The organism is Pseudomonas sp. A25(2017) (assembly GCF_002001065.1).
Taxonomy (GTDB): Bacteria; Pseudomonadota; Gammaproteobacteria; order Pseudomonadales; family Pseudomonadaceae; genus Aquipseudomonas; species Aquipseudomonas kilonensis.
Genome location: NZ_MUOA01000035.1, coordinates 14801 through 37124, shown reverse-complemented (window position 1 = coordinate 37124; position 22324 = coordinate 14801). Strand labels below are relative to the sequence as shown.

The 22324-nt window shown below is 60.6% G+C and carries 20 protein-coding genes; 11 read left to right on the top strand and 9 right to left on the bottom strand.

What is annotated here, in order from left to right:
* Positions 1–23: 23 nt before the first annotated feature.
* A complete protein-coding gene (locus B0E42_RS02640) occupies positions 24–644 on the bottom strand; it encodes an acyl-homoserine-lactone synthase (protein ID WP_235862369.1) in 621 nt (206 codons plus the stop codon).
* Between the two features lie 451 nt (positions 645–1095).
* Positions 1096–1491 (bottom strand): DUF4902 domain-containing protein, encoded by a 396-nt coding sequence (locus tag B0E42_RS02635; protein WP_077505560.1) that lies wholly within the window; start codon positions 1489–1491, stop codon positions 1096–1098.
* Between the two features lie 128 nt (positions 1492–1619).
* On the opposite strand from B0E42_RS02635, the gene B0E42_RS02630 reads away from it, so the two are divergent.
* Entirely contained in the window at positions 1620–2333 is a 714-nt protein-coding gene (locus B0E42_RS02630) for an autoinducer binding domain-containing protein (RefSeq protein ID WP_018604917.1), read from the top strand.
* A gap of 95 nt (positions 2334–2428) precedes the next feature.
* Here B0E42_RS02630 and B0E42_RS02625 read toward each other — a convergent pair whose 3' ends face one another.
* Positions 2429–3208, bottom strand: coding sequence for a PhzF family phenazine biosynthesis protein (locus tag B0E42_RS02625; protein ID WP_077505558.1), 780 nt, complete (start codon positions 3206–3208; stop codon positions 2429–2431).
* A gap of 414 nt (positions 3209–3622) precedes the next feature.
* On the opposite strand from B0E42_RS02625, the gene B0E42_RS02620 reads away from it, so the two are divergent.
* The gene (locus B0E42_RS02620; RefSeq protein WP_077505556.1) at positions 3623–4246 is read left to right on the top strand and encodes a glutathione S-transferase family protein; all 624 of its coding nucleotides are present in this window, start codon (positions 3623–3625) and stop codon (positions 4244–4246) included.
* A gap of 270 nt (positions 4247–4516) precedes the next feature.
* The gene (locus B0E42_RS02615; protein WP_077505554.1) at positions 4517–4984 is read left to right on the top strand and encodes an N-acetyltransferase; all 468 of its coding nucleotides are present in this window, start codon (positions 4517–4519) and stop codon (positions 4982–4984) included.
* A 97-nt stretch (positions 4985–5081) separates the two neighbouring features.
* Here B0E42_RS02615 and hrpB read toward each other — a convergent pair whose 3' ends face one another.
* Positions 5082–7598, bottom strand: coding sequence for an ATP-dependent helicase HrpB (gene hrpB, locus B0E42_RS02610; RefSeq protein WP_077505552.1), 2517 nt, complete (start codon positions 7596–7598; stop codon positions 5082–5084).
* Between the two features lie 95 nt (positions 7599–7693).
* On the opposite strand from hrpB, the gene B0E42_RS02605 reads away from it, so the two are divergent.
* Entirely contained in the window at positions 7694–8113 is a 420-nt protein-coding gene (locus tag B0E42_RS02605; protein ID WP_053182066.1) for a hypothetical protein, read from the top strand.
* Between the two features lie 28 nt (positions 8114–8141).
* Positions 8142–9035 (top strand): cation diffusion facilitator family transporter, encoded by an 894-nt coding sequence (locus B0E42_RS02600; protein ID WP_077505550.1) that lies wholly within the window; start codon positions 8142–8144, stop codon positions 9033–9035.
* Positions 9036–9201: 166 nt separating this feature from the next.
* Here B0E42_RS02600 and B0E42_RS02595 read toward each other — a convergent pair whose 3' ends face one another.
* Complete coding sequence (locus B0E42_RS02595) at positions 9202–10209, bottom strand: DUF6515 family protein (protein ID WP_077505548.1); 1008 nt, start codon at positions 10207–10209, stop codon at positions 9202–9204.
* Positions 10210–10623: 414 nt separating this feature from the next.
* Here B0E42_RS02595 and B0E42_RS02590 point away from each other — a divergent pair, with 414 nt between their 5' ends.
* Positions 10624–11103, top strand: coding sequence for an Lrp/AsnC family transcriptional regulator (locus B0E42_RS02590; protein ID WP_003185723.1), 480 nt, complete (start codon positions 10624–10626; stop codon positions 11101–11103).
* A gap of 247 nt (positions 11104–11350) precedes the next feature.
* Positions 11351–11560, top strand: coding sequence for a DUF2788 domain-containing protein (locus B0E42_RS02585; protein ID WP_007937369.1), 210 nt, complete (start codon positions 11351–11353; stop codon positions 11558–11560).
* Here the strand turns inward: B0E42_RS02585 and B0E42_RS02580 are convergent.
* The 4 genes from B0E42_RS02580 to B0E42_RS02565 form a co-directional block, all read right to left on the bottom strand.
* Positions 11555–12121 (bottom strand): pseudouridine synthase, encoded by a 567-nt coding sequence (locus B0E42_RS02580; protein WP_161798368.1) that lies wholly within the window; start codon positions 12119–12121, stop codon positions 11555–11557. The two genes, B0E42_RS02585 and B0E42_RS02580, sit on opposite strands and share 6 nt — an antisense overlap.
* A gap of 151 nt (positions 12122–12272) precedes the next feature.
* On the bottom strand, positions 12273–13772 hold the full coding sequence (gene amn, locus B0E42_RS02575) for an AMP nucleosidase (RefSeq protein ID WP_161796662.1): 1500 nt from the start codon (positions 13770–13772) through the stop codon (positions 12273–12275).
* Positions 13773–14115: 343 nt separating this feature from the next.
* On the bottom strand, positions 14116–15765 hold the full coding sequence (locus B0E42_RS02570; RefSeq protein ID WP_053182075.1) for an acyl-CoA dehydrogenase family protein: 1650 nt from the start codon (positions 15763–15765) through the stop codon (positions 14116–14118).
* 71 nt (positions 15766–15836) lie between these two features.
* Positions 15837–18218, bottom strand: a complete 2382-nt coding sequence (locus B0E42_RS02565) for a hybrid sensor histidine kinase/response regulator (protein WP_077505546.1) — start codon at positions 18216–18218, stop codon at positions 15837–15839.
* Between the two features lie 435 nt (positions 18219–18653).
* Here B0E42_RS02565 and B0E42_RS02560 point away from each other — a divergent pair, with 435 nt between their 5' ends.
* From B0E42_RS02560 to B0E42_RS02545, 4 genes are all read left to right on the top strand, one after another.
* Positions 18654–19451: a hydroxymethylpyrimidine/phosphomethylpyrimidine kinase gene (locus tag B0E42_RS02560; protein ID WP_018609889.1), complete on the top strand. Its 798-nt coding sequence runs from the start codon at positions 18654–18656 to the stop codon at positions 19449–19451.
* 17 nt (positions 19452–19468) lie between these two features.
* Positions 19469–20095: a thiamine phosphate synthase gene (gene thiE, locus B0E42_RS02555; RefSeq protein WP_014340357.1), complete on the top strand. Its 627-nt coding sequence runs from the start codon at positions 19469–19471 to the stop codon at positions 20093–20095.
* Between the two features lie 28 nt (positions 20096–20123).
* Positions 20124–21407, top strand: a complete 1284-nt coding sequence (gene hemL, locus B0E42_RS02550) for a glutamate-1-semialdehyde 2,1-aminomutase (RefSeq protein WP_018609887.1) — start codon at positions 20124–20126, stop codon at positions 21405–21407.
* A gap of 218 nt (positions 21408–21625) precedes the next feature.
* Positions 21626–22180 (top strand): tetratricopeptide repeat protein, encoded by a 555-nt coding sequence (locus tag B0E42_RS02545; protein ID WP_003205863.1) that lies wholly within the window; start codon positions 21626–21628, stop codon positions 22178–22180.
* Positions 22181–22324: the final 144 nt, after the last annotated feature.

Sequence of the window (22324 nt, the reverse complement as noted above, 5' to 3'; positions counted from 1 at the left end):
TTTATCGTCACCCAGCGTCCAGTTTAATAAGCAGACAAGGCACTTATTGTTTGCTCGTTAATCTCGATCCAGAATGCAAGTACCGGCTTACCATCAATCAGCTGAGCGCAGGACACACGATGCACGTCTGCCCCCATTCTTCTGAGCAGTCGTTCGTTACCGACAGCAGAAAAAGCGATGAGCCTTTTAACGTTATGTCTTTTGGCCACTAACACCACTTGTTTCATTAACCGACACGTATCCAGCCAATGACCTGAGGTAGAAGCATCAGCACCTTCCGAGTTCACGGCAAAACGAGACAACTCCCAGATGTCGTTTGACTTTGGCAGCGGTATATCGCCCATCAGACCTGGAAATATCTGTTCAAGAAGATAGTTATTGCTCGTCGTCAGCATCCTTGCACAACCGCAAACATGCCCTGCTTTATCCCGAGCAATAACATAGTAGGTGTCGTCGCGGTCAAACTCGTCAGACTCCAGGCCCACCTCACACTTTAGAGGCCAGCCCATTTTTTCCACAAAGATTTTGTAGCGAAAGAGTCCGAGCCCCGCAATAAGCTCAGAGGAAAGTTGCTGCGCTGTTCCATTTATTATATTTAACATTCCACACCAGCTTCCAATCCAGTTCCCTGGATTAGAAGTCATGATTGCGGAACAAAACAGCTGCCCAAAAGGGCAGCCTCTATAACGCCACCTTCGACGCCCAGGCGTGCACGCACTGAAGCAAAATCCCATGCGCCGGCCCGAGCCTACGGACGACTGGTGGAGTCACTGACGAAAAGCCAACGGAGATGGATGGTCGGCTCGCACCGGGGGACAGCATTCCATTCGAAGCGCCCCCAGCTTTAGCCGGGGTGACACTGAATAACATTGATGCTGTCATGAAAAACCGGCATTTGCGAGTTTGACTGGAGAGTCAATTTGGGATGTGACAGTGACAGGGGTAGCTTATATATAGAAAGAATTGTGTCTTAATCGAAAATAAGGAGACCGGCACCCCCACTGCCACCTCAGTGATTAACGGCGCTTCCTCTTTACGACATTTGTAACACCATCAATACATCAGGTTGCACCATTAACGACAATGGTTGCACCACTAAAACTCAGGGTTGCACCCACACTTTAAGCTCTCAGGCAGCTTCGATTTCAAACGCTGCCTGGATAGCCAGATAAGAAGCAGTTGTTGTGTAATGTCGGCCCCGAGATCATACCCACGGGGCGAACGTAACATAATGTTGCAACTGATGCCGCCCGGTGCTATAAGAGCCTTTCCAGAAAAAGTTTCTTTAAACCAAGACCAACCGATGCTCAATTTTGGTACGAAACCCTGGCACTCCCATTCACTGTATCCAGCATATGCAACAGGCAGTCCGAGTTCTTTTAGTTCGACAGTCAGGCTAGTGTCGACCCAGGCGAGAGAAGGCTGAAACGACAAGCCGCTTAACTCCGCATAAGACAGACGTACCAGCTGATCGGGGGCTAAGGATTGCATTTACATCACCCTGATTAGTTATTAGTTTTTATTATTTGAAATGGATTTCCTTGCACATCACAACATCAACAACCCAACACTTTGGACCCAGGCACATCCCTTACACCCTTCAACATTGGTAAGTACACATGTCTGATTGGCGCGAGCATTACCTATCTCTGTTCATGAATGTAACATCCAAGGAAGAATTGCTTACGCTGCTTGAATTTGTCACTCGCTCTTTTGAATTCGATCAATACTCCCTCGGCATTCGCTTTCCATTGCCCATCTCCAGTCCGCAATTTCATCTATCATCCAATTACTCCCCCTCTTGGGAGAACACCTATAAAGACAATAACTACTTCAGCATCGACCAAACTGTAAAGCATGGGTTAACAGAAAACCAGCCACTGTGTTGGTCTGCCGATACATTCAAGGAGCATCTTCATTTCTGGGAAGACGCCAAACATTATAAACTTGTCCATGGCTGGTGTACGCCGTCCCGAGGAAAACACGACACGATTGGACTGTTTTCCCTGATCAGATCCGCCAGCCCGGTTACATCATCGGAACTCAACGAGAAAGAAGCAAAGCTGATCTGGATAGCCCATATCGCACATTCCACCATGCTCAACTTTATTGCCCCCAGCTACATCCCTGAAATTGGCGCGTCCCTCACCGCCCGGGAAGTAGAAACCTTGAAATGGTCGGCAACGGGCAAGACCTACTCCGAAACGGGATTGATCTTGTCCATTGACGAAAGAACCGTGAAATTTCATCTCGTCAACGCCATGCGCAAACTGCACTCCACTAACAAAGTAGAAGCTTCCATGAAAGCCTATGCCCTGGGCATGCTCCATTGATTGAGCGCTATAGCTGAATCAACGGCGGAGAATCGAAGCTGATCGCTTGAGAAATACGCTCAGGTATTTCTCAAGCGAAGGGTGTTGCGCAAGCACTAAAGGGTGATTTCCCCAACCATATACAACACCGACTCCCCGGTTATCAGCACTCGGTCACCGGCCATCTCACAGCGCAGCTGCCCCTTTCGGAGCCCACCTTGTTGCGCCGTCAGCACTTGCTTGTCCAATACACCCGACCAGAAAGGCGTCAATGAGGTATGCGCCGAGCCTGTCACCGGGTCTTCGTTCACCCCGACATTTGGGCCAAACCATCGAGAGACAAAATCGAAATCCTTGCCTTGCGCGGTCACCACCACACCCCGCAGTGGCAGCCCCTTCAGGCGAGCGAAGTCCGGTGTCAACTTTTCGATAATCGTCTCATCAGGCACTACGACGATAAAGTCGTCTGTTGCAAAGACTTCTGCCGAGGTCAAACCCAGTGCGGGTAACAACTCGGACGGCGGTGTGCAGCGCTCAGGGATTTTCGCTGGAAAATCCAACGTCAGCCCGGTACCGGAGCGACGGACCCGCAGCTCCCCGCTGCGCGTCGAAAACCTTAAAAGATCTGCGTTTACGCCTAACTTGTTCAAGATTACCCAAGCGGCCGCCAACGTCGCATGCCCGCACAGCTCAACTTCGACCAGCGGCGTAAACCACCTCAGCTCATAGATATCGCCTTGCTTAACAAAGTAGGCTGTTTCTGACAGATTGTTTTCAGCGGCAATCGCATGCAACTGCTCGTCTGGCAACCAATAATCCAACGGACAAACAGCCGCAGGATTACCCGCGAATGGCTGAGAGGCAAAAGCATCAACTTGAAAGATAGCGACCTGCATTAACCAGACTCCTATTATGACCTGACGCTGACAATATAAATAACAAGCATTAACAACAGCGAGACCACTGCACTCACAACCAATAAACACTAACAACTATATGACACTAAATTTAAAACCAATTACCTATCGCTGTACACCTGCCCTTTCGGGCAGGAATTTTCATCCTGTCACTCAATTCAAACATGAATAAAAAAATAGACCGGCACTTCCCCAGAATTACTTTTGCGCTTGACTTAGCTTAACTACAGAAACGCCCTACAATTATCAAACAAAATAGCCTCCCAGCGAGTCGCAGGCAATCGTTTTAAACAGACCTTGAGTTGAATGACCGCTCTCGTTTAACGTCTCACCCCGGTGGGGTCAACGTCGACAGGTGTGGAGTTCGTGCCCCACCAACTATAAGGAGATGGAATGCTACAAATACTGGGCAAAGCCTCATCGATCAATGTCCGCAAAGTGCTCTGGACCTGCACAGAGTTGCAAATCCCTTTCGAACGGAAGGACTGGGGCTCTGGTTTCAGGGAAACGAACACACCTGAATTCACGGCACTGAATCCCAATGCGATGGTTCCGGTGGTTGAGGACGACGGCTTCGTGCTGTGGGAGTCCAACACGATCATCAGGTACCTGGCGAACCGGAACAACGCCCTGCACCTTTATCCAGCAGACGCAAAAGCCAGAGCCCGGGTGGATCAATGGATCGACTGGCAAGCCACCGACCTCAACAAGTCCTGGGGTTATGCCTTTATGTCGCTGGTCAGGCAATGCGCCGCCCATCAAGACCATGACGCGCTGGCCGCAGGATGCCGTCAATGGTCCAGGCACATGGCTATCCTGGATCGACAACTCGACACAACGGGCGCGTACGTCAGCGGCAGCGAGTTTTCGCTGGCAGACATCCCGATAGGCCTTTCAGTGAACCGCTGGTTTGAAACCCCACTGACTCATCCGGACTTCCCCGCGGTCAGTGCCTATTACGAACGCTTGAGCCAACGTTCCGGCTACCGCCTGCATGGCCGAAACGGTACGCCGTGAAGCCCACGGTTCAGCCCCGCGTCGAACGTTTGCCCGCCAGGCGTTGCGGCCAGTTGCCGGCGTTGGCGCGGTTCTTGTTGCCGGCAACGCCTTAGTACGACTCGCCGCAGAATAACTGTGGGAGCTTGCTCCCACAGTGGACCTGTGTCGCAATCTAGAACGTGCCAGTTTGGGATAACGCCTGGCCTACACGAGCAGTACGCTCTGACTGTCTTGGTGGTATTGCTCTGAGTCCGCCTCAGACTGAACACCCCTTTCAAGGAGTGATCCATGAGCGACATCCAGATTCGCCTGGCTGAACAGAAAGATGTTGAAGCAGTGGGTGTACTGTTTGATGCGTATCGGCAGTTCTACAGGATGGATGCCAACCTACAGCGGGCGACCGCCTATATCAGGGCACGGACTGAAAAAAGTGAGTCCCTGGTGTTCGTTGCAAAGAACGCCGCCAAAGAGATTGTGGGGTTCTGCCAGCTCTACCCAACCTTTTGCTCGGTTTTCACGGCGCGCATCTTCACTTTGTATGATCTTTTCGTTGATTCGAACGTACGCCAACAGGGTATAGGCAAAAAGCTGCTTATGGCCGCCGAAGAATATGCCAGGCAACAGGGGGCAGTCCGTATGGACTTGCGCACTGCCAAGACCAATCAATCCGCCCAGGCACTCTATGAGTCTGCAGGCTGGATACGCGACGAGATGTTTTTAAGCTACAGCAAGTTTCTTGAGAAAGACGGTGTGTAGATGAACGCCTCCTGGGAAAGCGTTCATCTACACACCGCTATCGCGAGCAAGCTCGGCTCCCACAGAGTTTGTATTTCATACCCTGAATTTCCTCAGCTCATTTACGCGGCTTGACCCGCGCCGTCGCCTCCGCCACCAGCGGGTCGTCCGGCCAGTAATGTTTGGGATAGCGCCCCTTGAGGTCCTTCTTCACCTCGGCATAGGTGCTGCGCCAGAAGTTCGCCAGGTCCTGGGTGACCTGCACCGGTCGGCGCGCCGGTGACAGCAGGTGCAGCTTGACCACCTGCCGCCCGCCAGCGATGCGCGGGGTGTCAGCCAGGCCGAAGAGTTCCTGCAGGCGCACCGCCAGGATCGGCGGATGCTCACTGTAGTCCAGGCGTATCGACGACCCCGAAGGCACGCTCAAATGGTGCGGCGCCAGTTCATCCAAGCGTTGCGGCAGGGGCCAGGGCAACAGGTTGTGGACGATGCTCGACAAATCCAGGTTGGCAAAGTGGCTGAGGCGCGAGACGCGGCCCAGATACGGCATCAACCAATGCTCGAGGCTGCCCAGCAACGCACTATCGCTGACGTCCGGCCATTCGCTCTCGCCCTTGGCGTCCAGGTCCAGGCGCCGCAGCAGCGCCACCCGCGCCTGCCATTGCCGCAGTTCCGGGGTCCAGGGCAATAATTCCAAGCCCTTGCGCCGCACCAGGTTCACCAGGGCCTGGCTACGGGCCGACTCATCCAGGCCGGTCAGCGGTTCGCGGCTGAGCACCAGTTCGCCAACCTTGCGCTGGCGCTCGGCACGCAGCACGCCTTCACGCTCGTCCCAATCCAGTTGATCCACAACGCGTACTTGTTCGGCCAATACCGAATCGAACAGCGCCGGGTCGAAATCCGTCGCCAGGTAGATCCGCTCTTCCCGCTGGCCCTGGCGGCTGCCCAGGTCGGCGATCACCAGCCACGCTTGTTTCATCAGGCTGTCAGCCTCGGCAAACAGCGCCGCACGCCCATTCGCCAGGCGATATTCCGCACCGCCAGGCCGGCGCTGCTGGGCAACGCGGTCCGGGTAAGCCAAGGCCAGCAACGTGCCGAGCCAGCGCGGATGATCGGGGTCGGCCACGGCTTCTTCGGCCTTGCCCCGCAGGTAACCGCGATATTGCCGGGCCAGTTGTCGCGCCCGTTGCACCCCGCCCTGGGCGCCGCGCGCGGCTCGTTCTTCGCCGGACAGCAAGGCCAGGCGACTGTGCAGATCCGCGCCGGCGCCACGCAGAATATCGCGCTCGCCCAACAGTGCGGCGACGTTGCAGGCCATGTCCGCCAGCCCCAGCGCCTGGCCGCGCAACAGCAGATGAGCGATACGCGGGTGGGCCGGCAGTTCAGCCATGGCCTGCCCGTGACGGGTCAGTTGCTCGCCCTCCAACGCGCCCAGGCGTTGCAGCAGATCCTGGGCCTGGGCATACGCTGCGGAGGGCGGAACATCGAGCCAGACCAGTTGCGACGGCGTCACGCCCCAGCGCCCCAATTGCAGGGCCAACCCGGCCAGGTCCGCCGACAGAATCTCCGCGCTGCCGTACGCGGCCAATTGTTCATGCTGGTCTTCGGACCACAATCGATAGCAGACCCCCGGCTCCAGGCGCCCGGCTCGACCGGCCCTCTGGGTGGCGCTGGCCCGGGAAATGCGCTGGGTGTCGAGACGGGTCATGCCGCTGCCCGGGTCGAAACGCGGCACCCGGGCCAGCCCGGCGTCGATCACCACTCGTACGCCGTTGATGGTCAGGCTGGTTTCGGCGATGTTGGTGGCCAGCACCACTTTGCGCTGGCCGGGCGGCGCGGGGTCGATGGCGGCGCGCTGGGCGGCGAGGTCCAGTTCACCGTGCAGCGGACAGAGCAACACATTGCCGCCCTCGCCCAAGGCCTCGGCCAATTGCTGATGAACCCGGCGGATCTCCGCCTGCCCGGGCAAGAACACCAAGACGCTGCCGGTTTCATCGTGCAGTGCGTCCAGCACGGTCTGCACCAGCCGCGGCTCGATGAACTCGCCGGGCTGGAACGGCCGGCCCCAGCGCACCGTCACCGGGAACATGCGGCCTTCGCTGCGCAGGATCGGCGCGTCGTCCAGCAACCCGGCCAGGCGCTCGCCTTCCAGGGTGGCGGACATCAGCAGGATCTTCAGTGGCTGGTCTTCGCGAAACAGCTCCCGACCGTTGAGGCTCAAGGCCAACGCCAGGTCGGCGTCGAGACTGCGTTCATGGAATTCATCGAAAATCAGCAGCCCCACGCCTTCCAGCGCCGGATCGTCCTGCAAACGACGGGTGAGGATGCCTTCGGTGACCACTTCAATGCGGGTCTTGGGCCCGACTTTGCTGTCGAGGCGAATCCGGTAGCCGACGGTTTCACCGACCTTTTCCCCCAGCTCGCTGGCCAGTCGCTCGGCCGCCGCCCGTGCCGCCAGGCGCCGGGGTTCGAGCATCAGGATGGTCTGCCCGGCCAGCCAGGGCTCGTTCAGCAAGGCCGGGGGAACACGGGTGGTTTTACCAGCACCGGGCGGCGCTTCGAGCACGGCTTCGTGGCGCGATGCCAAGGCTTGACGCAGGGCGGGTAAAACTTCATCAATCGGCAAAGAAATCATGCTGGCTCCAAAACAGAGGGCCGAGTATAACGGCGAACTGTTTAGCGTGGTCTGGACTCCAACCAGCAACGCCTCTACCTGTTCAGGAGATTGCTATGCGTATTCCCTTTCGCGTGATCGGTGGCGTCTTGGTCGCCGCCCTGCTGACTCAAATCAGCGCCTGTGGCTCGATCTTCTACCCGGACCGTCGCGGCCAGATCGATGGCAAGATCGACCCGGCGATTGCCGCGCTCGATGCCGTCGGCCTGCTGTTCTACATCATCCCCGGCCTGATCGCGTTCGCCGTGGACTTTGCCACTGGCGCCATTTATTTCGAGCCGGGCAAGAGTGTCCAGATCGAGCCAGAGAAACTCAAGCCGGCCATCAACCCCGATGGCACGGTCAATAACCAAAAATTGCAGGCGATCCTGGAACGCGAACTGGGTCGCAGCTTCCCGCTGGACGATCCTCGGCTGATCCAACACAAGGGCAGCGCGCAACAACTGGCTGCCCTGGGTCTCAAACCCGCCGCATGACAAGCGCTATTGAAGGAACGACCGCACCATGACCACCAGCACCGAACACGCCCGTCTGCTGCGCCTGGCCACCCGAGCGTCGGTGGCCGTGGCGCTTGTCCTGGTCGTCGCCAAGGCCCTGGCCTGGTGGCTGAGCGGCTCGGTGAGCATGCTTGCCGGCCTGACCGACTCGGCACTGGACGGCGTCACCTCGCTGCTCAATCTGCTGGCGGTGCATTACGCCCTGCGCCCCGCCGACGATGACCATCGCTACGGTCATGGCAAGGCCGAATCCCTGGCCGGCATGGCCCAGGCGCTGTTTATCGGCGGCAGTGCGGTATTGATCGCCTTGCAGGCCTTCGAGCGGCTGAAAAACCCGGTGCCGGTGGACGCGCCCTGGCTCAGCGTCGGCGTGATCGTGTTTTCCCTCGGGCTGACCCTGGCGCTGCTGGCGTTGCAGCATCGGGTCATCCGCGCCACCGGCTCCAACGCCGTGCGCGCCGACTCGCTGCACTATCGCTCCGACTTGTTGCTCAACGGCAGCATCCTGGTGGCGCTGGTGCTGGCCGGATTCGGCTGGTATCAGCTCGACGCCTGGTTCGGCCTGGGGATCGCCATTTACATTCTGTGGAGCGCCGTCCAGATCGCCCGGGAAAGCTTTGCGGTGCTGATGGACCAGGAACTGCCGCCCGACGTCAGCCAGCACATGCTGGAACTGGCCTGCGCCGTGCCCGGCGTGCTCGGCGCCCATGACCTGCGTACGCGGATCTCCGGCAACCACTGGTTCGTGCAACTGCACCTGGAGTTGCCGGGGGAATTGACCCTGTCAGTGGCCCACGGCATCAGCGACCAGGCCGCCGATGCGATCCATCATGCCTATCCGAAGGCCGAAGTGCTGGTGCATGCCGATCCGTCGGAAGTGGTGCAGCGCGCCAGCGCATAACCTGTGGCGAGGGGATTTATCCCCGCTGGGGCGCGAAGCGGCCCTGAAATCCGCCGCCTCGGTGTGCCAGACAGATTGAGTCGGCTGCTTTGGGACTGCTTCGCAGTCCAGCGGGGATAAATCCCCTCGCCACAAGAAGCAGGGTCCGCCCGGCCTTCACCAAGCCTCAGTACGTCACTTGATACCCACGACTGCTCAAGCAACTGCCCTGGGCCTGGCGATAGGTCTGTACCACTTCCGGTGCCGGAGGGTAGGTGTAGTTGCGCGGGTCGAAACCGCTCTGCTGCACGGCCCAGCGATAGCAGTCGTAGCCATCCTGATTGACCTGCTCAGGCGACTGGCCGTTGGCCGGATAGGCCACCACGTCAAAGCTGTTGCCCTGGGGTTGAGGTTGCGGGTTGGCCACGGGCGGCTCGACCACAACGTAATTCTGAGTATTGGCTTCGTAGATGTAATAGGCGCCGGCGGCGAGAAAGAACAGTGAACTGCCGATCCACACTTCCCTGGCGTAATCGGGCAGGTAACGGGTACGGATGCCCCGCGGCGGCGCGACCACGACATAACGCGGCCCTTGCGGGCGATACCAGTAGCCACCCGAATAGAAATAATCCTGGCCGCGATAGGGCACGCGGTAGTTGCGATCCGGGAAACGGTCGATCACATAACCCGGGCGGTATTGCGGCCCCGGGCCCCAGCCGTTGCCATGGCCGTCCGGCCGACCAGGCCAATGCTGTTCGGGACGGTTGTCATGACTTGGGCGTGGCCCGCCGCTCGGATAACCATCGCTGCGACGAGGAATGTCGCGGTAATACCCCGGTTGCGGTTCCCGAGTCTGGGTCACGCTGTCGGGCCGGCCCTGGATCGGCAGGTTGTTACCGGGTTGCGCCTGCGGCGGGCGACCGTGGGCGTTAGGGTCCTGCGCAGGACGATCGTAATGCTGTGCGCCTGGATTCGGCGGCTTGACCTCGAACTGACGACTGTTGTCGCCGCGAATGATTTCGTTGCTCTGCGGCCGCGGCTGGCCCGAATAACCCTGGCCGTTGCCGCCGCGCCCGTCCTGCCCGCGACCGCCGTCCGGACCGCCACGGTTTTGCTGATCGTCGGCCATTCCCTGCGCACTGACACTTGCCCACAGCAGACCAACACCTGCCAAACGCCAGATGCGCGACTTCATGAAATTCCTCACAACGGTTCAGGGCCTGATGATAAGACTGGAAAAGCCCAGGCCGGTTCTGCGATAGGTTATCAGCCACGGGGTTTATTTCGCTGGCATTAAAAAGGGGAGACCCGTCGGCCTCCCCTTGAAAATTTCGTCCGTGCTCGACGCTTATGACGTCGGCTCACCTCACGCCGTCTTCTGGACAGTGTGCAGCTCGGGGGCCTGCCAGTACCGGTGGGTACTGCGGCCGCAGCCGGCCTGATTGGGCGGGCTGCACTGGACTGTTTGTCCGAGCAGTGATCTTGGTGGTAAGCATAGGCCTTGGGTGCCGACAGATGATTGCGAAGATTGCGGAAATAAACATCACTTGCGCAATTTTTAACCCTAGATAGATAATCTACCGCAATTATCAAGATAAAGGCCCGACCGATGAGCAAACTTGACCGTTACGACCTGAGTATTCTGGCGGAATTGCAGCGCGACGCGCGCATCTCCAACCAGGAACTGGCCGAACGCATCGGCCTGTCGCCCTCCCCCTGCTCGCGACGGGTCAAGCAGTTGGAAGATGATGGCTACATCACCCGCCAGGTCGCCCTGCTCGACCGCAAGCTGCTGGGCCTGAGCCTGACGGCCTACGTGCTGATCGGCATGGACCGCCACACCCCCGAGCGTTTCGAGAACTTCGAAGCTGCCATCCGCAACCTGCCGCAAGTGCTGGAGTGCAGCCTGGTCACCGGCATGGACGCGGACTACCAGCTCAAGGTCGTGGTGCCGGACATGGACCATTACCAGAAACTGCTGCTGGGGCACCTGACTCGTATTGATGGCGTTACCAGCGTGCGTTCGAGTTTTGTGCTGAACCAGGTGCTTAACAGCACCGAACTGCCGTTGACTCATCTGCGCAGCTGACCGCTTTTGTGGCATTGATCGTTCCCACGCTCTGCGTGGGAACGCCTCTCCGGACGCTCTGCGTTCGGCTCTTGGAGGGGACGCAGAGCGTCCCGGGCTGCATTCCCACGCAGAGCGTGGGAACGATCAACAGTGAACTTGAGGCGATGAATAGCTGCGACACACCGCCGCAGGCCAATCCCGTGCCCGCCCCCCATGCCTTATACTCGCCGCGCCTTTTCAACCCCGTCCACGCCGGAGTGTCCTGATGGATCCTGCTGTTTTCGAAGAGTGGATGATGACCGGCCTGGTCAGCATCCTGATCATTTTCATGGGTTTCATCGTCTGGGACCTGGCGAAGAAGTCCAAGGCCGGGCGTTTCGGCTCGTTCATCCTGTTTTTCGTGCTGGGCCTCGGCGTGGCGGCGTTCGTTATCAAGAGCGTGGTGATCGGCCTGATCGAATCCGGGACGTTATAAACGCGCCGGCACTTCTTTCCACTGGCCCTGATCGAGCCCCTCGATCGTCCAGTCGCCGATCCTGACCCGCACCAGGCGCAAGGTCGGCAAGCCCACGGCGGCGGTCATACGTCGCACCTGGCGGTTGCGCCCTTCGCGGATCACCAATTCCAGCCAGCTCGTGGGCACGCTTTTACGAAAACGCACCGGTGGGTTGCGCGGCCACAATTGCGGTTCTTCCAATTGGCGCGCTTCGGCGGGCAACGTCATGCCATCGTTCAACTCCACGCCGTCGCGCAAACGCTGCAACTGTTCAGCGCTCGGCTCGCCCTCCACCTGCACCCAATAGGTCTTGGCGAGCTTGTGCTTGGGGTCGGCGATACGCGCCTGCAACTGCCCATCGTTGGTCAGCAACAGCAAGCCTTCGCTGTCGCGATCCAGCCGTCCGGCCGGGTAGATGCCCGGTACGTCGATAAAATCCTTGAGCGTCGCCCGCCCCTCACCGTCACTGAATTGCGTCAGCACATCGAACGGTTTGTTGAACAGAATCAGCTTCGACTCGGCCGGCGGGGCCTTGGCCACACGGCGCGGGGCGGAGGCTGGAAGCTTCGCGCCAGGGCGACGGGAAGCAGGGCGTGGAGGACGGGGCATGGCGAATACAACATCTAACGGTCAGGGCCGACCATGCTAGTGGCCCGACCGTTAAATAACCACCATCCCCTTCAACGGGGCATCAGCGGAACGGCGGCTCGTCGAAGCTGCGCAGCTTGCGCGAATGCAACGAGTTGAGTTCGGTGCGCAACAGGTCCAACGCCTCGATGCCGATCTTCAGGTGCTGGTTGACCGCGCGCTCATAGAACGCGTTGGCCGAGCCCGGCAGCTTGATCTCGCTGTGCAACGGTTTGTCCGAGACGCAGAGCAAGGTGCCGTAAGGCACCCGCAGGCGATAACCCTGGGCAGCGATAGTGCCGCTTTCCATGTCCACCGCCACCGCGCGGGACAGATTGATCAGCGGACGTTCCTGGGCCCAGCGCAGCTCCCAGTTGCGATCGTCGTAAGTCAACACGGTGCCGGTGCGCAGGCGTTTTTTCAGCTCATCGCCCTTTTCGCCAGTGATGTTCGCCGCGGCCTGTTGAAGCGCCATCTGCACTTCGGCCAGGGCCGGAATCGGAATGTTCGGCGGCACCACCCGGTCGAGAATGCCATCGCGGCGCATGTAGGCGTGGGCCAGCACGTAGTCGCCAATGGTCTGGGACTGCCGCAGCCCGCCGCAGTGGCCGATCATCAGCCAGCAATGCGGGCGCAGCACGGCCAGGTGGTCAGTGATGTTCTTGGCGTTGGACGGGCCGACACCGATGTTCACCAGGGTCACGCCATGGCCATCATTGGTCTGCAGGTGATAGGCCGGCATCTGGTAGCGGTGCCAGACCACGCCGGCGGCGATGGCCGACGCTTCGCTGTGCTCCATGTTCTTGTCGATGATCACGTTGCCCGGCAGGACCATGCGCACAAAGCGCGGGTCGCTGCGCAGTTGCTCCAGACCGTGGACGATGAACTGGTCGACATAGCGGTGGTAGTTGGTCAGCAGGATCCACGGCTGCACATGGCGCCAGTCGCTGCCGGTGTAATGCACCAGCCGGCGCAAGGAAAAATCCACCCGCGCCGCGTCGAACAGCGCCAAGGGCAGCGGGTCGGTGTTTTCCCAATCATAGAGGCCGTCGGCGATGCCGTCGGTGGCGGCCGACAGGTCGGTGCTGGGGAAAACCCGCGCCAGCACGGCGGCGGTCACGCCGGAGCCGGCCAGTTCGTCGCCCTGCTCCACCACGTACGGGTACGGAATGTTCTGCTCGCTGACGCCCACTTCCACGGTGACGGTAAAGTCGTGCATCAGCGGGACCAGCTGTTCCAGCAGGTATTTACGGAAGGCGGCGGGATGGGTGACGGTGACGCTATAGGTGCCGGGCAACTGGACCTTGGCATAGGCTCGCGTGGTTTGCGGGACTTCGCCGTGGCAGTGATAGGTCAGGCGCAAGGCCGGATAGCGAAACAACGCACGTTGCTCGGCATCCGGCTCGACGCGGTCCTTGAGATAACGCATCAGCGCCTGGTTCAGCGCGGTGGTCGCACGCTCGTGCAGGGCCGCCAGACGATCCACGGCTTGTTCGGCGGTTTGAACGACAATAAACGCTTCGGTCACGATCAGCTTCCTGTGTTCTGACTTGCAGGCCTTCATCTTGCCTGCATCGCCGCCCGACGGGAACAGTGGCGTAGTGGACTCGATCCCACCCTTGATCTCAGTAGCCCCAGAATTGCCACCACAGTTCCCCTGTGGGAGCGAGCCTGCTCGCGATAGCGGTGTATCAAACAACACAGATGCTGGATGGACCGACGCCATCGCGAGCAAGCTCGCTCCCACAGGGTTCGATGGCGTACTTAGATGTTGCGTACGACTCAGGCCCACTGTGGGAGCGGGCTTGCTCGCGAAAGCGGTGTGTCAGACAACAAAGATGCTGAATGTGGTGAAGCTTTCGCGAGCAAGCCCGCTCCCACAGGGTTATGCGCCGACCTGAACCCTCTTAAAAGCCGTGCGGGGTGGAGCGCGTCACGATCGCCTCGACATTCAAGCCCCGAGGCAAGGCACCGTACACCCGGCCGGCCGAACCCAGGCGACTGGCAATGAAGGCATCGCTGACATCGCTGTTCCCCGCCTCGAGCAACAGCTTGGCTTGCAGGCCGACGGCGATGTCTTCGGTCAATTGCCGGGCGCGGTACTGGATGTCGTCGGTGTCCTTGAACGCTGCGTGCAATTGGTGGATGTGGCCGGCCAGGCGCTTGTCGCCGTGGCCGTCGCCCAATTCGCTGAACAAGACCTCCAGCACGCCGGGCTCCTTGGACAAGGCGCGCAGCACATCCAGGCATTGCACGTTGCCGGAGCCTTCCCACGTCGAGTTGACCGGCGCTTCGCGGTACAGCCGCGGCAGGATGCTGTCTTCGACGTAGCCGGCACCGCCCATGCATTCGGCGGCTTCGTTGATCATCGCGGGGGCGCGCTTGCAGATCCAGTACTTGCCCACCGCCGTCACCAGCCGGGCGAACTTGGCCTCATGCTCGTCATTCAAGTGATCCAGCGCCCGGCCCATGCGCAGGCTCAAGGCCAATGCGGACTCACTTTCCAGCGCCAGGTCAGCCAGGACGTTTTGCATCAGCGGCTGTTCACTCAACAGCTTGCCACCGACCTTGCGGTGCGCGCAGTGATGACTGGCCTGGGTCAGCGCCTGGCGCATCAGGGCGCTGGAGCCGACCATGCAATCGAAACGGGTCATGGCGACCATCTCGATGATCGTCGGTACCCCCCGCCCTTCTTCACCGACCATCCAGGCCAGTGCGCCACGGAACTCGACTTCGCTGGAGGCGTTGGAACAGTTGCCCAGCTTGTTCTTCAGCCGCTGGATGTAGAACTGATTGCGGGTGTCGTCGGGGCGATGGCGCGGCAGCAGGAAACAGGTCAGGCCTTTGTCGGTCTGGGCCAAAGTGAGGAAGGCATCGCACATCGGCGCCGAACAGAACCATTTGTGGCCCACCAGTTCATAGGCCTGGCCCGGGCCGCTGGCGCCCACCGGATAGGCCTTGGTGGTGTTGGCCCGCACATCGGTGCCGCCCTGTTTTTCGGTCATTGCCATGCCCAGGGTCACCCCGGCCTTGTGGGCCATGCCGACGTTGCGCGGGTCGTATTCGGTGGCCAGCACCTTGGGCAGCCAATGCTCGGCCAGGTCCGGCTGCAAGCGCAGCGCCGGTACGCTGGCGAAGGTCATGGTCAGCGGGCAGCCGGTGCCGGCTTCGGCCTGGCTGTGCAAATAGGTCATCGAGGCACGGGCGACATGCGCGCCGGGTTGCGGATGCGCCCAGGGCAAACTGGGTAGGCCGTGCTCGACGGCGGTGCGCATCAACTGGTGATAAGCCGGATGGAACTCCACCAGGTCGATGCGATGGCCGTAACGGTCATGGCTGGAGAACACCGGTTTGTTCTGGTTGGCCAGGAAGCCCGCTTCCATCAACGGCCCGCCGGCCAGCGCCCCATACGCATCGATCCGCGCCTGTGCCCAGCCCGCCCCAAAGCGCTGCGACCACTGCTGCAGCGGCAGGTCGATGCGGTACAGGTTGGCGCCATCCAGGGACGGCGGTTGGTTGGTGACGTCGTGGGTTTCAGCGAACTGGTGCAGGTTCATCACAGGGCTCCTCGATCGGCCAGGGATTCAGTTAAGCACCGCCTCCAGGCCGAACAAAGTGTCATATACGCCTAAATATCGGCGCTTTCACCCTGCCTCGGGCAAAGCACACGGCGCTGGAGCATCGCCTGCAGTGCCTCGAATTTCACGGGTTTGTTCAGGTAATCGATCTGCGCGCCCGAGGGACAGCACTCGCGCCCCACGTTCGGGCTGACCACCAGCACTGGCAGTTCCTCGCAGCCGGACAAGGTGTGGATCTGGCAGCAGAGCGACACACCGTCCAGCGGCGACTGGCAATCGAGCAGCACCGCATCAAAGCGCTCGCCGTGCAGCAGATCCAGCGCGGCGCGGCCACTGTCGGCGGTGCGCACCCGATAACCGAGCTTGAGCAACATGCCGCGCATGACCAACTGATCGATGCTGCTGTCATCGGCCAGTAGCACCGTGCAATCCTGCGGCAGGCGCGAACCCTGGCGGCCACCGAAGGAAAACGGTGTCGGGACCGCCGCTGGCAAGGCCACGTCGAACTCCACGTCCAACTGAAAACGGCTGCCGCGACCGGACTCGGAGCTGTGGGTCAGGCGCCCGCCCAGCAGTTCCACCAATTGCCGACAGATGGCCAGGCCCACGCCGAGGCCGCCGTATTCGCGGGTCATCGAGCCGTCGAGCTGGAAGAAGCGCTGGTACAAGGTCGCCTCTGCCAGATCGGTAAAGCCGATGCCGGTGTCAATCACGGCAAAGGACAGCACCAGCCGGTCGTGCTGCGTCGGCCTGCCACTGACGCGCAGCGCCAGGCCGCCAACCCGAGTGAACTTGATGGCGTTGTCCAGCAGGCATTCCAGGCACTGGGCCAGTTTGCCGCTGTCACCGACCAACCGGTCCGCCAGGCCCGGGGCCACGTCGACCTTGAAGTCCAAGCCCTTGGTCGCGGCATTGGCACCGAACTGCACCTGCAGCGCATTGACCACCCCGCGCAGGCTGAACGGCGCCGGATAGACCTTGAGCTTGCCGGCCTGCAACTCAGTCAGGGTGAGGATGCCGTTGACCATTCGCATCATGTCCCGCGCCGAACCGGCGGCGGTCTGTTGATACTGGGTCATCTCCTCGTCCATCTCGACGGTTCCCATCAACTCCAGAGAACCGATCACGCCATTCATCGGCGTGCGCAGCTCATGGGTCAGGGTAGCGAGGAACTCATCCTTGAGCTTGTTGCTGTGGGCCAATTGCTGGTTGAGCACTTCGAGTTTCTGCCCGGCATCCAACAGGGTCTGGGCCTGCTGTTCGCGCATGGCATTGATGCGATCGGCCAGGGCCAGGGACAACAGCGCCACTTCGATGGCCGAGCCGATCTGGCTGGCGTACATGGTCAGGAAGACGTTCGGCAGGTAACCCAGCACCATCAAGGTATTGATGATGCCCCCCAGCAGAAACGCCGACCAGGCAATGATGAAGTAACGCGCAACCCGCAGGCCACGCCACCAGGCAAACAGCCCGGCGGCAAAGATCGCCACCGTGAACACCAGTGCCAACGCCGTCGCCAGGCGCAGCGCCAAGGCATAGCTGGTCATCAGTGACAGGCCGACCACCACCGCGCTGTAGCCGATCAGCGCCAGCAGCATGCGGTCCAGCCAACGGCCCTGCCGGGCGGTTTGCAGGAAGCTGCGGGCGAACTGGCTGCCAAACAGGCCCGCGCAGCCAATGAAGAACGGCGTCGCGGCGTTGGCCCACCAGGGGTTATCCGGCCAGAAGTACTCCACGGCGGCGCCGTTGACCGACAACTGATACAGGCCGAACGAAGCAATATAGAAGATGTAATAGAGGTAGCTGGTATCGCGCACGCTCAGATAGATGAACAGGTTGTAGACCAGCATCCCCAGCAGCACGCCGTAGATGATCCCCAGCACATACAAACGCACTGGCTGTTGCTCGAGGTACGCGGTGCTCGACCACAGCGTCAGCGGCGCCTGGATCGAACCCTGGCTTTGCAGGCGCAGGTAGAGGGTCTGCCGCTGTTCGGGTTTGAAAGCCAGGCTGAACAGGTAGTTGTTCTGGTGGATCTCGCGGCTGGTGAACGGCAACGCATCACCGGTCTGGCGAACCAGGCGATAGGCCCCCGCCGCATCGGGCAGGTACAAGTCGAGGTGATCCAGCGGCGGGTACGCCAGTTCCAGCAGCCAGGTGCGCTGGGCGTCCGGATTGCCGGGGCGATAGTGCAGATCGATTTTCAACCAGAACGCTGATCGCGAGTAACCGGCATTCAGCGTGGCTTTGTCGTGGGGTTTGAAAGCACCGGCAGCAGCCTGGGCCTGGACCTCATCAATGGTGGCCGTGCCGCCCGCATCTTCGAACACTTGCAGGGCATGGCCCAAGGGCAGGCTTTGGGTGAATTCATCGAATTCCAGGGCACTTGCCAGAGGGGACAAGCACAGCAGCAACATCAGCAAATAGCGCATTTAAGCCCCAGCGTGGACTGTCCGGTTGAGTCAGGAAGCCCCCCATTCCCTGAGTAGACGTAAAACCGGCATTACCTGTTATGAGTTGGATCCATCTCTAGCATAGCCGCTGATGGCCAATTTGCACCATTGAAATTTTTCCTACAGAAGGCTCTAGAACGGGCGTTTCAGAGCAAAGGCTTGAGATAGAGCTGTTGCCTTGGTCAGGTCGTAATTTCGTAGGCGCCGAGTTCTATTGTGGCGAGGGGATTTAGCGAAGCGTCGCACCGCCCCGCTGGGCTGCGAAGCAGCCCCAATAAGTGTCACCTCGGTATATCAGATAGTTTGAATGGGGGCGCTTCGCACCCCAGCGGGGATAAATCCCCTCGCCACAGATGACTTCCATCATCACAGGTACACGCCGACCAGAAGGGTTTGGTGGTAAGCTCGCGCACCATGAATATCTACAGCTCTCGCCCCGTTGTCCTCTGTCTCTCCGGCCACGACCCCAGTGGTGGCGCCGGTTTGCAGGCAGATATCGAAGCCCTGCTTGCCCAGGGTTGTCATGCCGCCCCTGCCGTTACCGCGTTGACCGTGCAAGACACCGTCAACGTCAGCGATTTCCGCGTGCTCGACCGCGAGTGGGTGCTGGCGCAAGCCAATGCCGTGCTCAACGACGCCCAGGTGGCAGCGGTCAAGCTGGGGATGCTTGGCTCACTGGAAATGGTCGACACGGTGGTCGAACTGCTCCAGGCGCACCCGCACCTGCCCATGGTCTGCGACCCGGTGCTGCGCGCCGGCGGTGGTGGGCGCCTGGGCAAGGATGAGGTCGGCTACGCCATGCGCGAACGCCTGCTGCCCCTGGCAATCATCGCCACCCCCAACCTGCCGGAAGCGCGCATCCTCGCCGAACTGCCCGAGGGCAGCGCCGACGAGTGCGCGGAAAAACTGCTGCCCTTCGTCAAACACCTGTTGATCACCGGTGGTCACGGCGACGAACATCAAGTCCATAATCGCCTGTACAGCCGCGATGGCCGCCGCGAAACCTTTACCTGCCAGCGCCTGCCCGGCAGTTACCACGGTTCCGGCTGCACCCTGGCCAGCGCCCTGGCCGGTCGGCTGGCCCAGGGCGAACAGCTCGCCAGCGCCGTCAAGACGGCGCTGGATTACACCTGGCGCACCTTGCGCGATGCCGAACAACTGGGCAAAGGCCAGTTCGTGCCGCGTCGCCTGCCGCTGGATTTCTGCTCGTAGCACTGGAGGCCTGTGGAATGAAATTACGTGGCCTTTACGCCATCACCGATAGCCAATTGCTGGCCGGCAAGTTCCTCGCTTATGTCGAAGCGGCGCTGGAAGGTGGCGTCACCCTGCTGCAATACCGCGACAAAAGCAGCGACGAGGCCCGCCGGCTGCGGGAAGCCGAAGCACTGCGCAACCTGTGCGAGCGCTACAAGACCCAGTTGATCATCAACGACGACGCCGAGCTGGCCGCACGCCTGGGCGTCGGTGTGCACCTGGGCCAGACCGATGGCCCGTTGGCACCAGTACGGGCACTGCTCGGGCACAAGGCGATCGTCGGCGCCACCTGCCACGCCAGCCTGGCACTGGCCGAACAGGCCGCCAGCGAAGGTGCCACTTATGTCGCGTTCGGGCGTTTCTTCAATTCCAACACCAAGCCCGGCGCCCCCAGCGCAAACCTTGAACTGCTCGAACAGGCGCACCTCAAACTGCATATCCCGGTGTGCGCCATTGGCGGCATCACCCTGGACAACGCCGCCCCGCTGGTGGCCCACGGGGTCGACCTGCTGGCGGTGGTCCACGGCCTGTTCGGCGCCGACAGCACCACTGAAGTGACACGCCGCGCCCGCGCCTTCAATGAGCTGCTGCAGATCAAATAGTCTATTTTCCGTTTTCGAGAGCCCAACCATGTCCCGTTCCGAAACCCTGTTTGCCAATGCCCAGAAACACATCCCCGGCGGCGTGAACTCGCCCGTTCGTGCGTTCAAGAGCGTCGGCGGCACCCCGCTGTTCTTCAAGCACGCCGAAGGCGCGTACGTCACCGACGAAGACGACAAGCGTTATGTGGATTACGTCGGTTCCTGGGGCCCGATGATCCTGGGCCACAGCCATCCGGACGTGCTGGATGCGGTGCGCAAGCAACTGGTACACGGCCTGTCCTATGGCGCTCCGACCGCGATGGAAACCGAGATGGCCGACCTGGTCTGCTCGATCGTGCCGTCGATGGAGATGGTACGCATGGTCAGCTCCGGCACCGAAGCGACCATGAGCGCGATCCGCCTGGCGCGGGGTTTTACCGGCCGCGACAGCATCATCAAGTTCGAAGGCTGCTACCACGGCCATTCCGACAGCCTGCTGGTCAAGGCCGGTTCCGGCGCACTGACCCAGGGCGTGCCGAGCTCGGCCGGCGTACCGGCAGCGTTCGCCAAACACACCCTGACCCTGCCGTTCAACGACCTCGAAGCCGTCGAGAAGATGCTCGGCGAAGTCAGCCAGGAAGTGGCGTGCATCATCGTCGAGCCAGTGGCCGGCAACATGAACTGCGTACCGCCGGCACCGGGCTTCCTCGAAGGCCTGCGCAGCCTGTGCGACCAGCACGGCGTGGTGTTGATTTTCGACGAAGTGATGACCGGTTTCCGCGTGGCCCTCGGTGGCGCCCAGGCCCATTACGGCGTCACGCCGGACCTGAGCACCTTCGGCAAGATCATCGGCGGCGGCATGCCGGTGGGCTGCTTCGGCGGCAAGCGCAAGATCATGGAATGCATCGCGCCGCTGGGCCCGGTCTACCAGGCCGGCACGCTGTCGGGCAACCCACTGGCCATGGCCGCCGGCCTGACCACCCTGCGCCTGATCAGCCGCCCGGGTTTCCACGCCGAACTGACCGACTACACCACCCGCCTGCTCGACGGCCTGCAGGTTCGTGCTGACGCGGCAGGCATTCCGTTCGTGACCACCCAGGCCGGCGGCATGTTCGGCCTGTATTTCAGTGGCGCCGATGACATCGTCACCTTCGAAGACGTGATGGCCAGCGACGTCGACCGCTTCAAGCGCTTCTTCCACCTGATGCTCGATGGCGGCGTGTACCTGGCGCCGAGCGCATTCGAAGCCGGCTTCACGTCCATCGCCCATGGCGAGACCGAGCTGAAGATCACCCTCGATGCGGCCGAACGGGCCTTTGCTGCGCTGAAGTAAGCCTGTGGATAACTGACGCTGGCTGAAGCTGGCGTCAGTGATTGCCGACAACCTTCCCGCCCTTTTCCTACGTATTTATGCCCCAAGCAGCTGTTAGCATTCCCTCGCAGCAGAAAAACGAGTAAAGACTTTGTAAGGATGGCCCTGCTTATTTCATAATGCGCGCTTATTGGATCCCCCGGAGGGTCCGCGCGCCCCTCAGAGGTAAGTCGATTCCCATGAACCGCACCGGCCGCACCCTTGCCTTGGGCTGCCTGTTGCTCCTTCAGCCCCTGCTGGCGAATGCACAGGCAGGCGGCAACTCGTTGTTGATCCCGGCGCTGGGCCGTTGCACGCTCAATACCCAGCCGCAAGATCTCGCACCGGCACTCGACGCCTGTCAAAAAGCGGCGGACGCAGGTGATGCACAAGCGCAATACGAGTTGGGCGAGTTCTACTACGAAGGCAAGGCTGCGCCGCGCGACCTCAAAAAAGCCCTCGACTACTTCGAAAAAGCCTCCCTGCAAGGCCATGCCCAGGCGCAATTCAAGCTCGGTGGCATGTTCTTCCATGGCGAAGGCGTACCAGCCAACAACGTCCAGGCCTACATCGTCCTGAAGATGGCCGCGGTCAATGGCGCCGAAGAAGCCCTGGACACCGCCGACGAAGTCGCCGAGCAAATGCCCCGCGACGAGCTGGAAGTGGCGACCCAGGTGCTGGGGCAGATCTTTCGCAAATACCTGATGGAATTGCAGAACGCCGATGGGCGTACGCCCTTCTCACCACTGCCCTGAATCCACCGCAGGCCCTTGTGGCGAGGGGATTTATCCCCGCTGGGCTGCGAAGCGGCCCCAAAGCAGTCAACTCAATCAATCTCTAATACCGAGGTGTCAGGTTTTAGGGCCGCTTCGCGCCCCAGCGGGGATAAATCCCCTCGC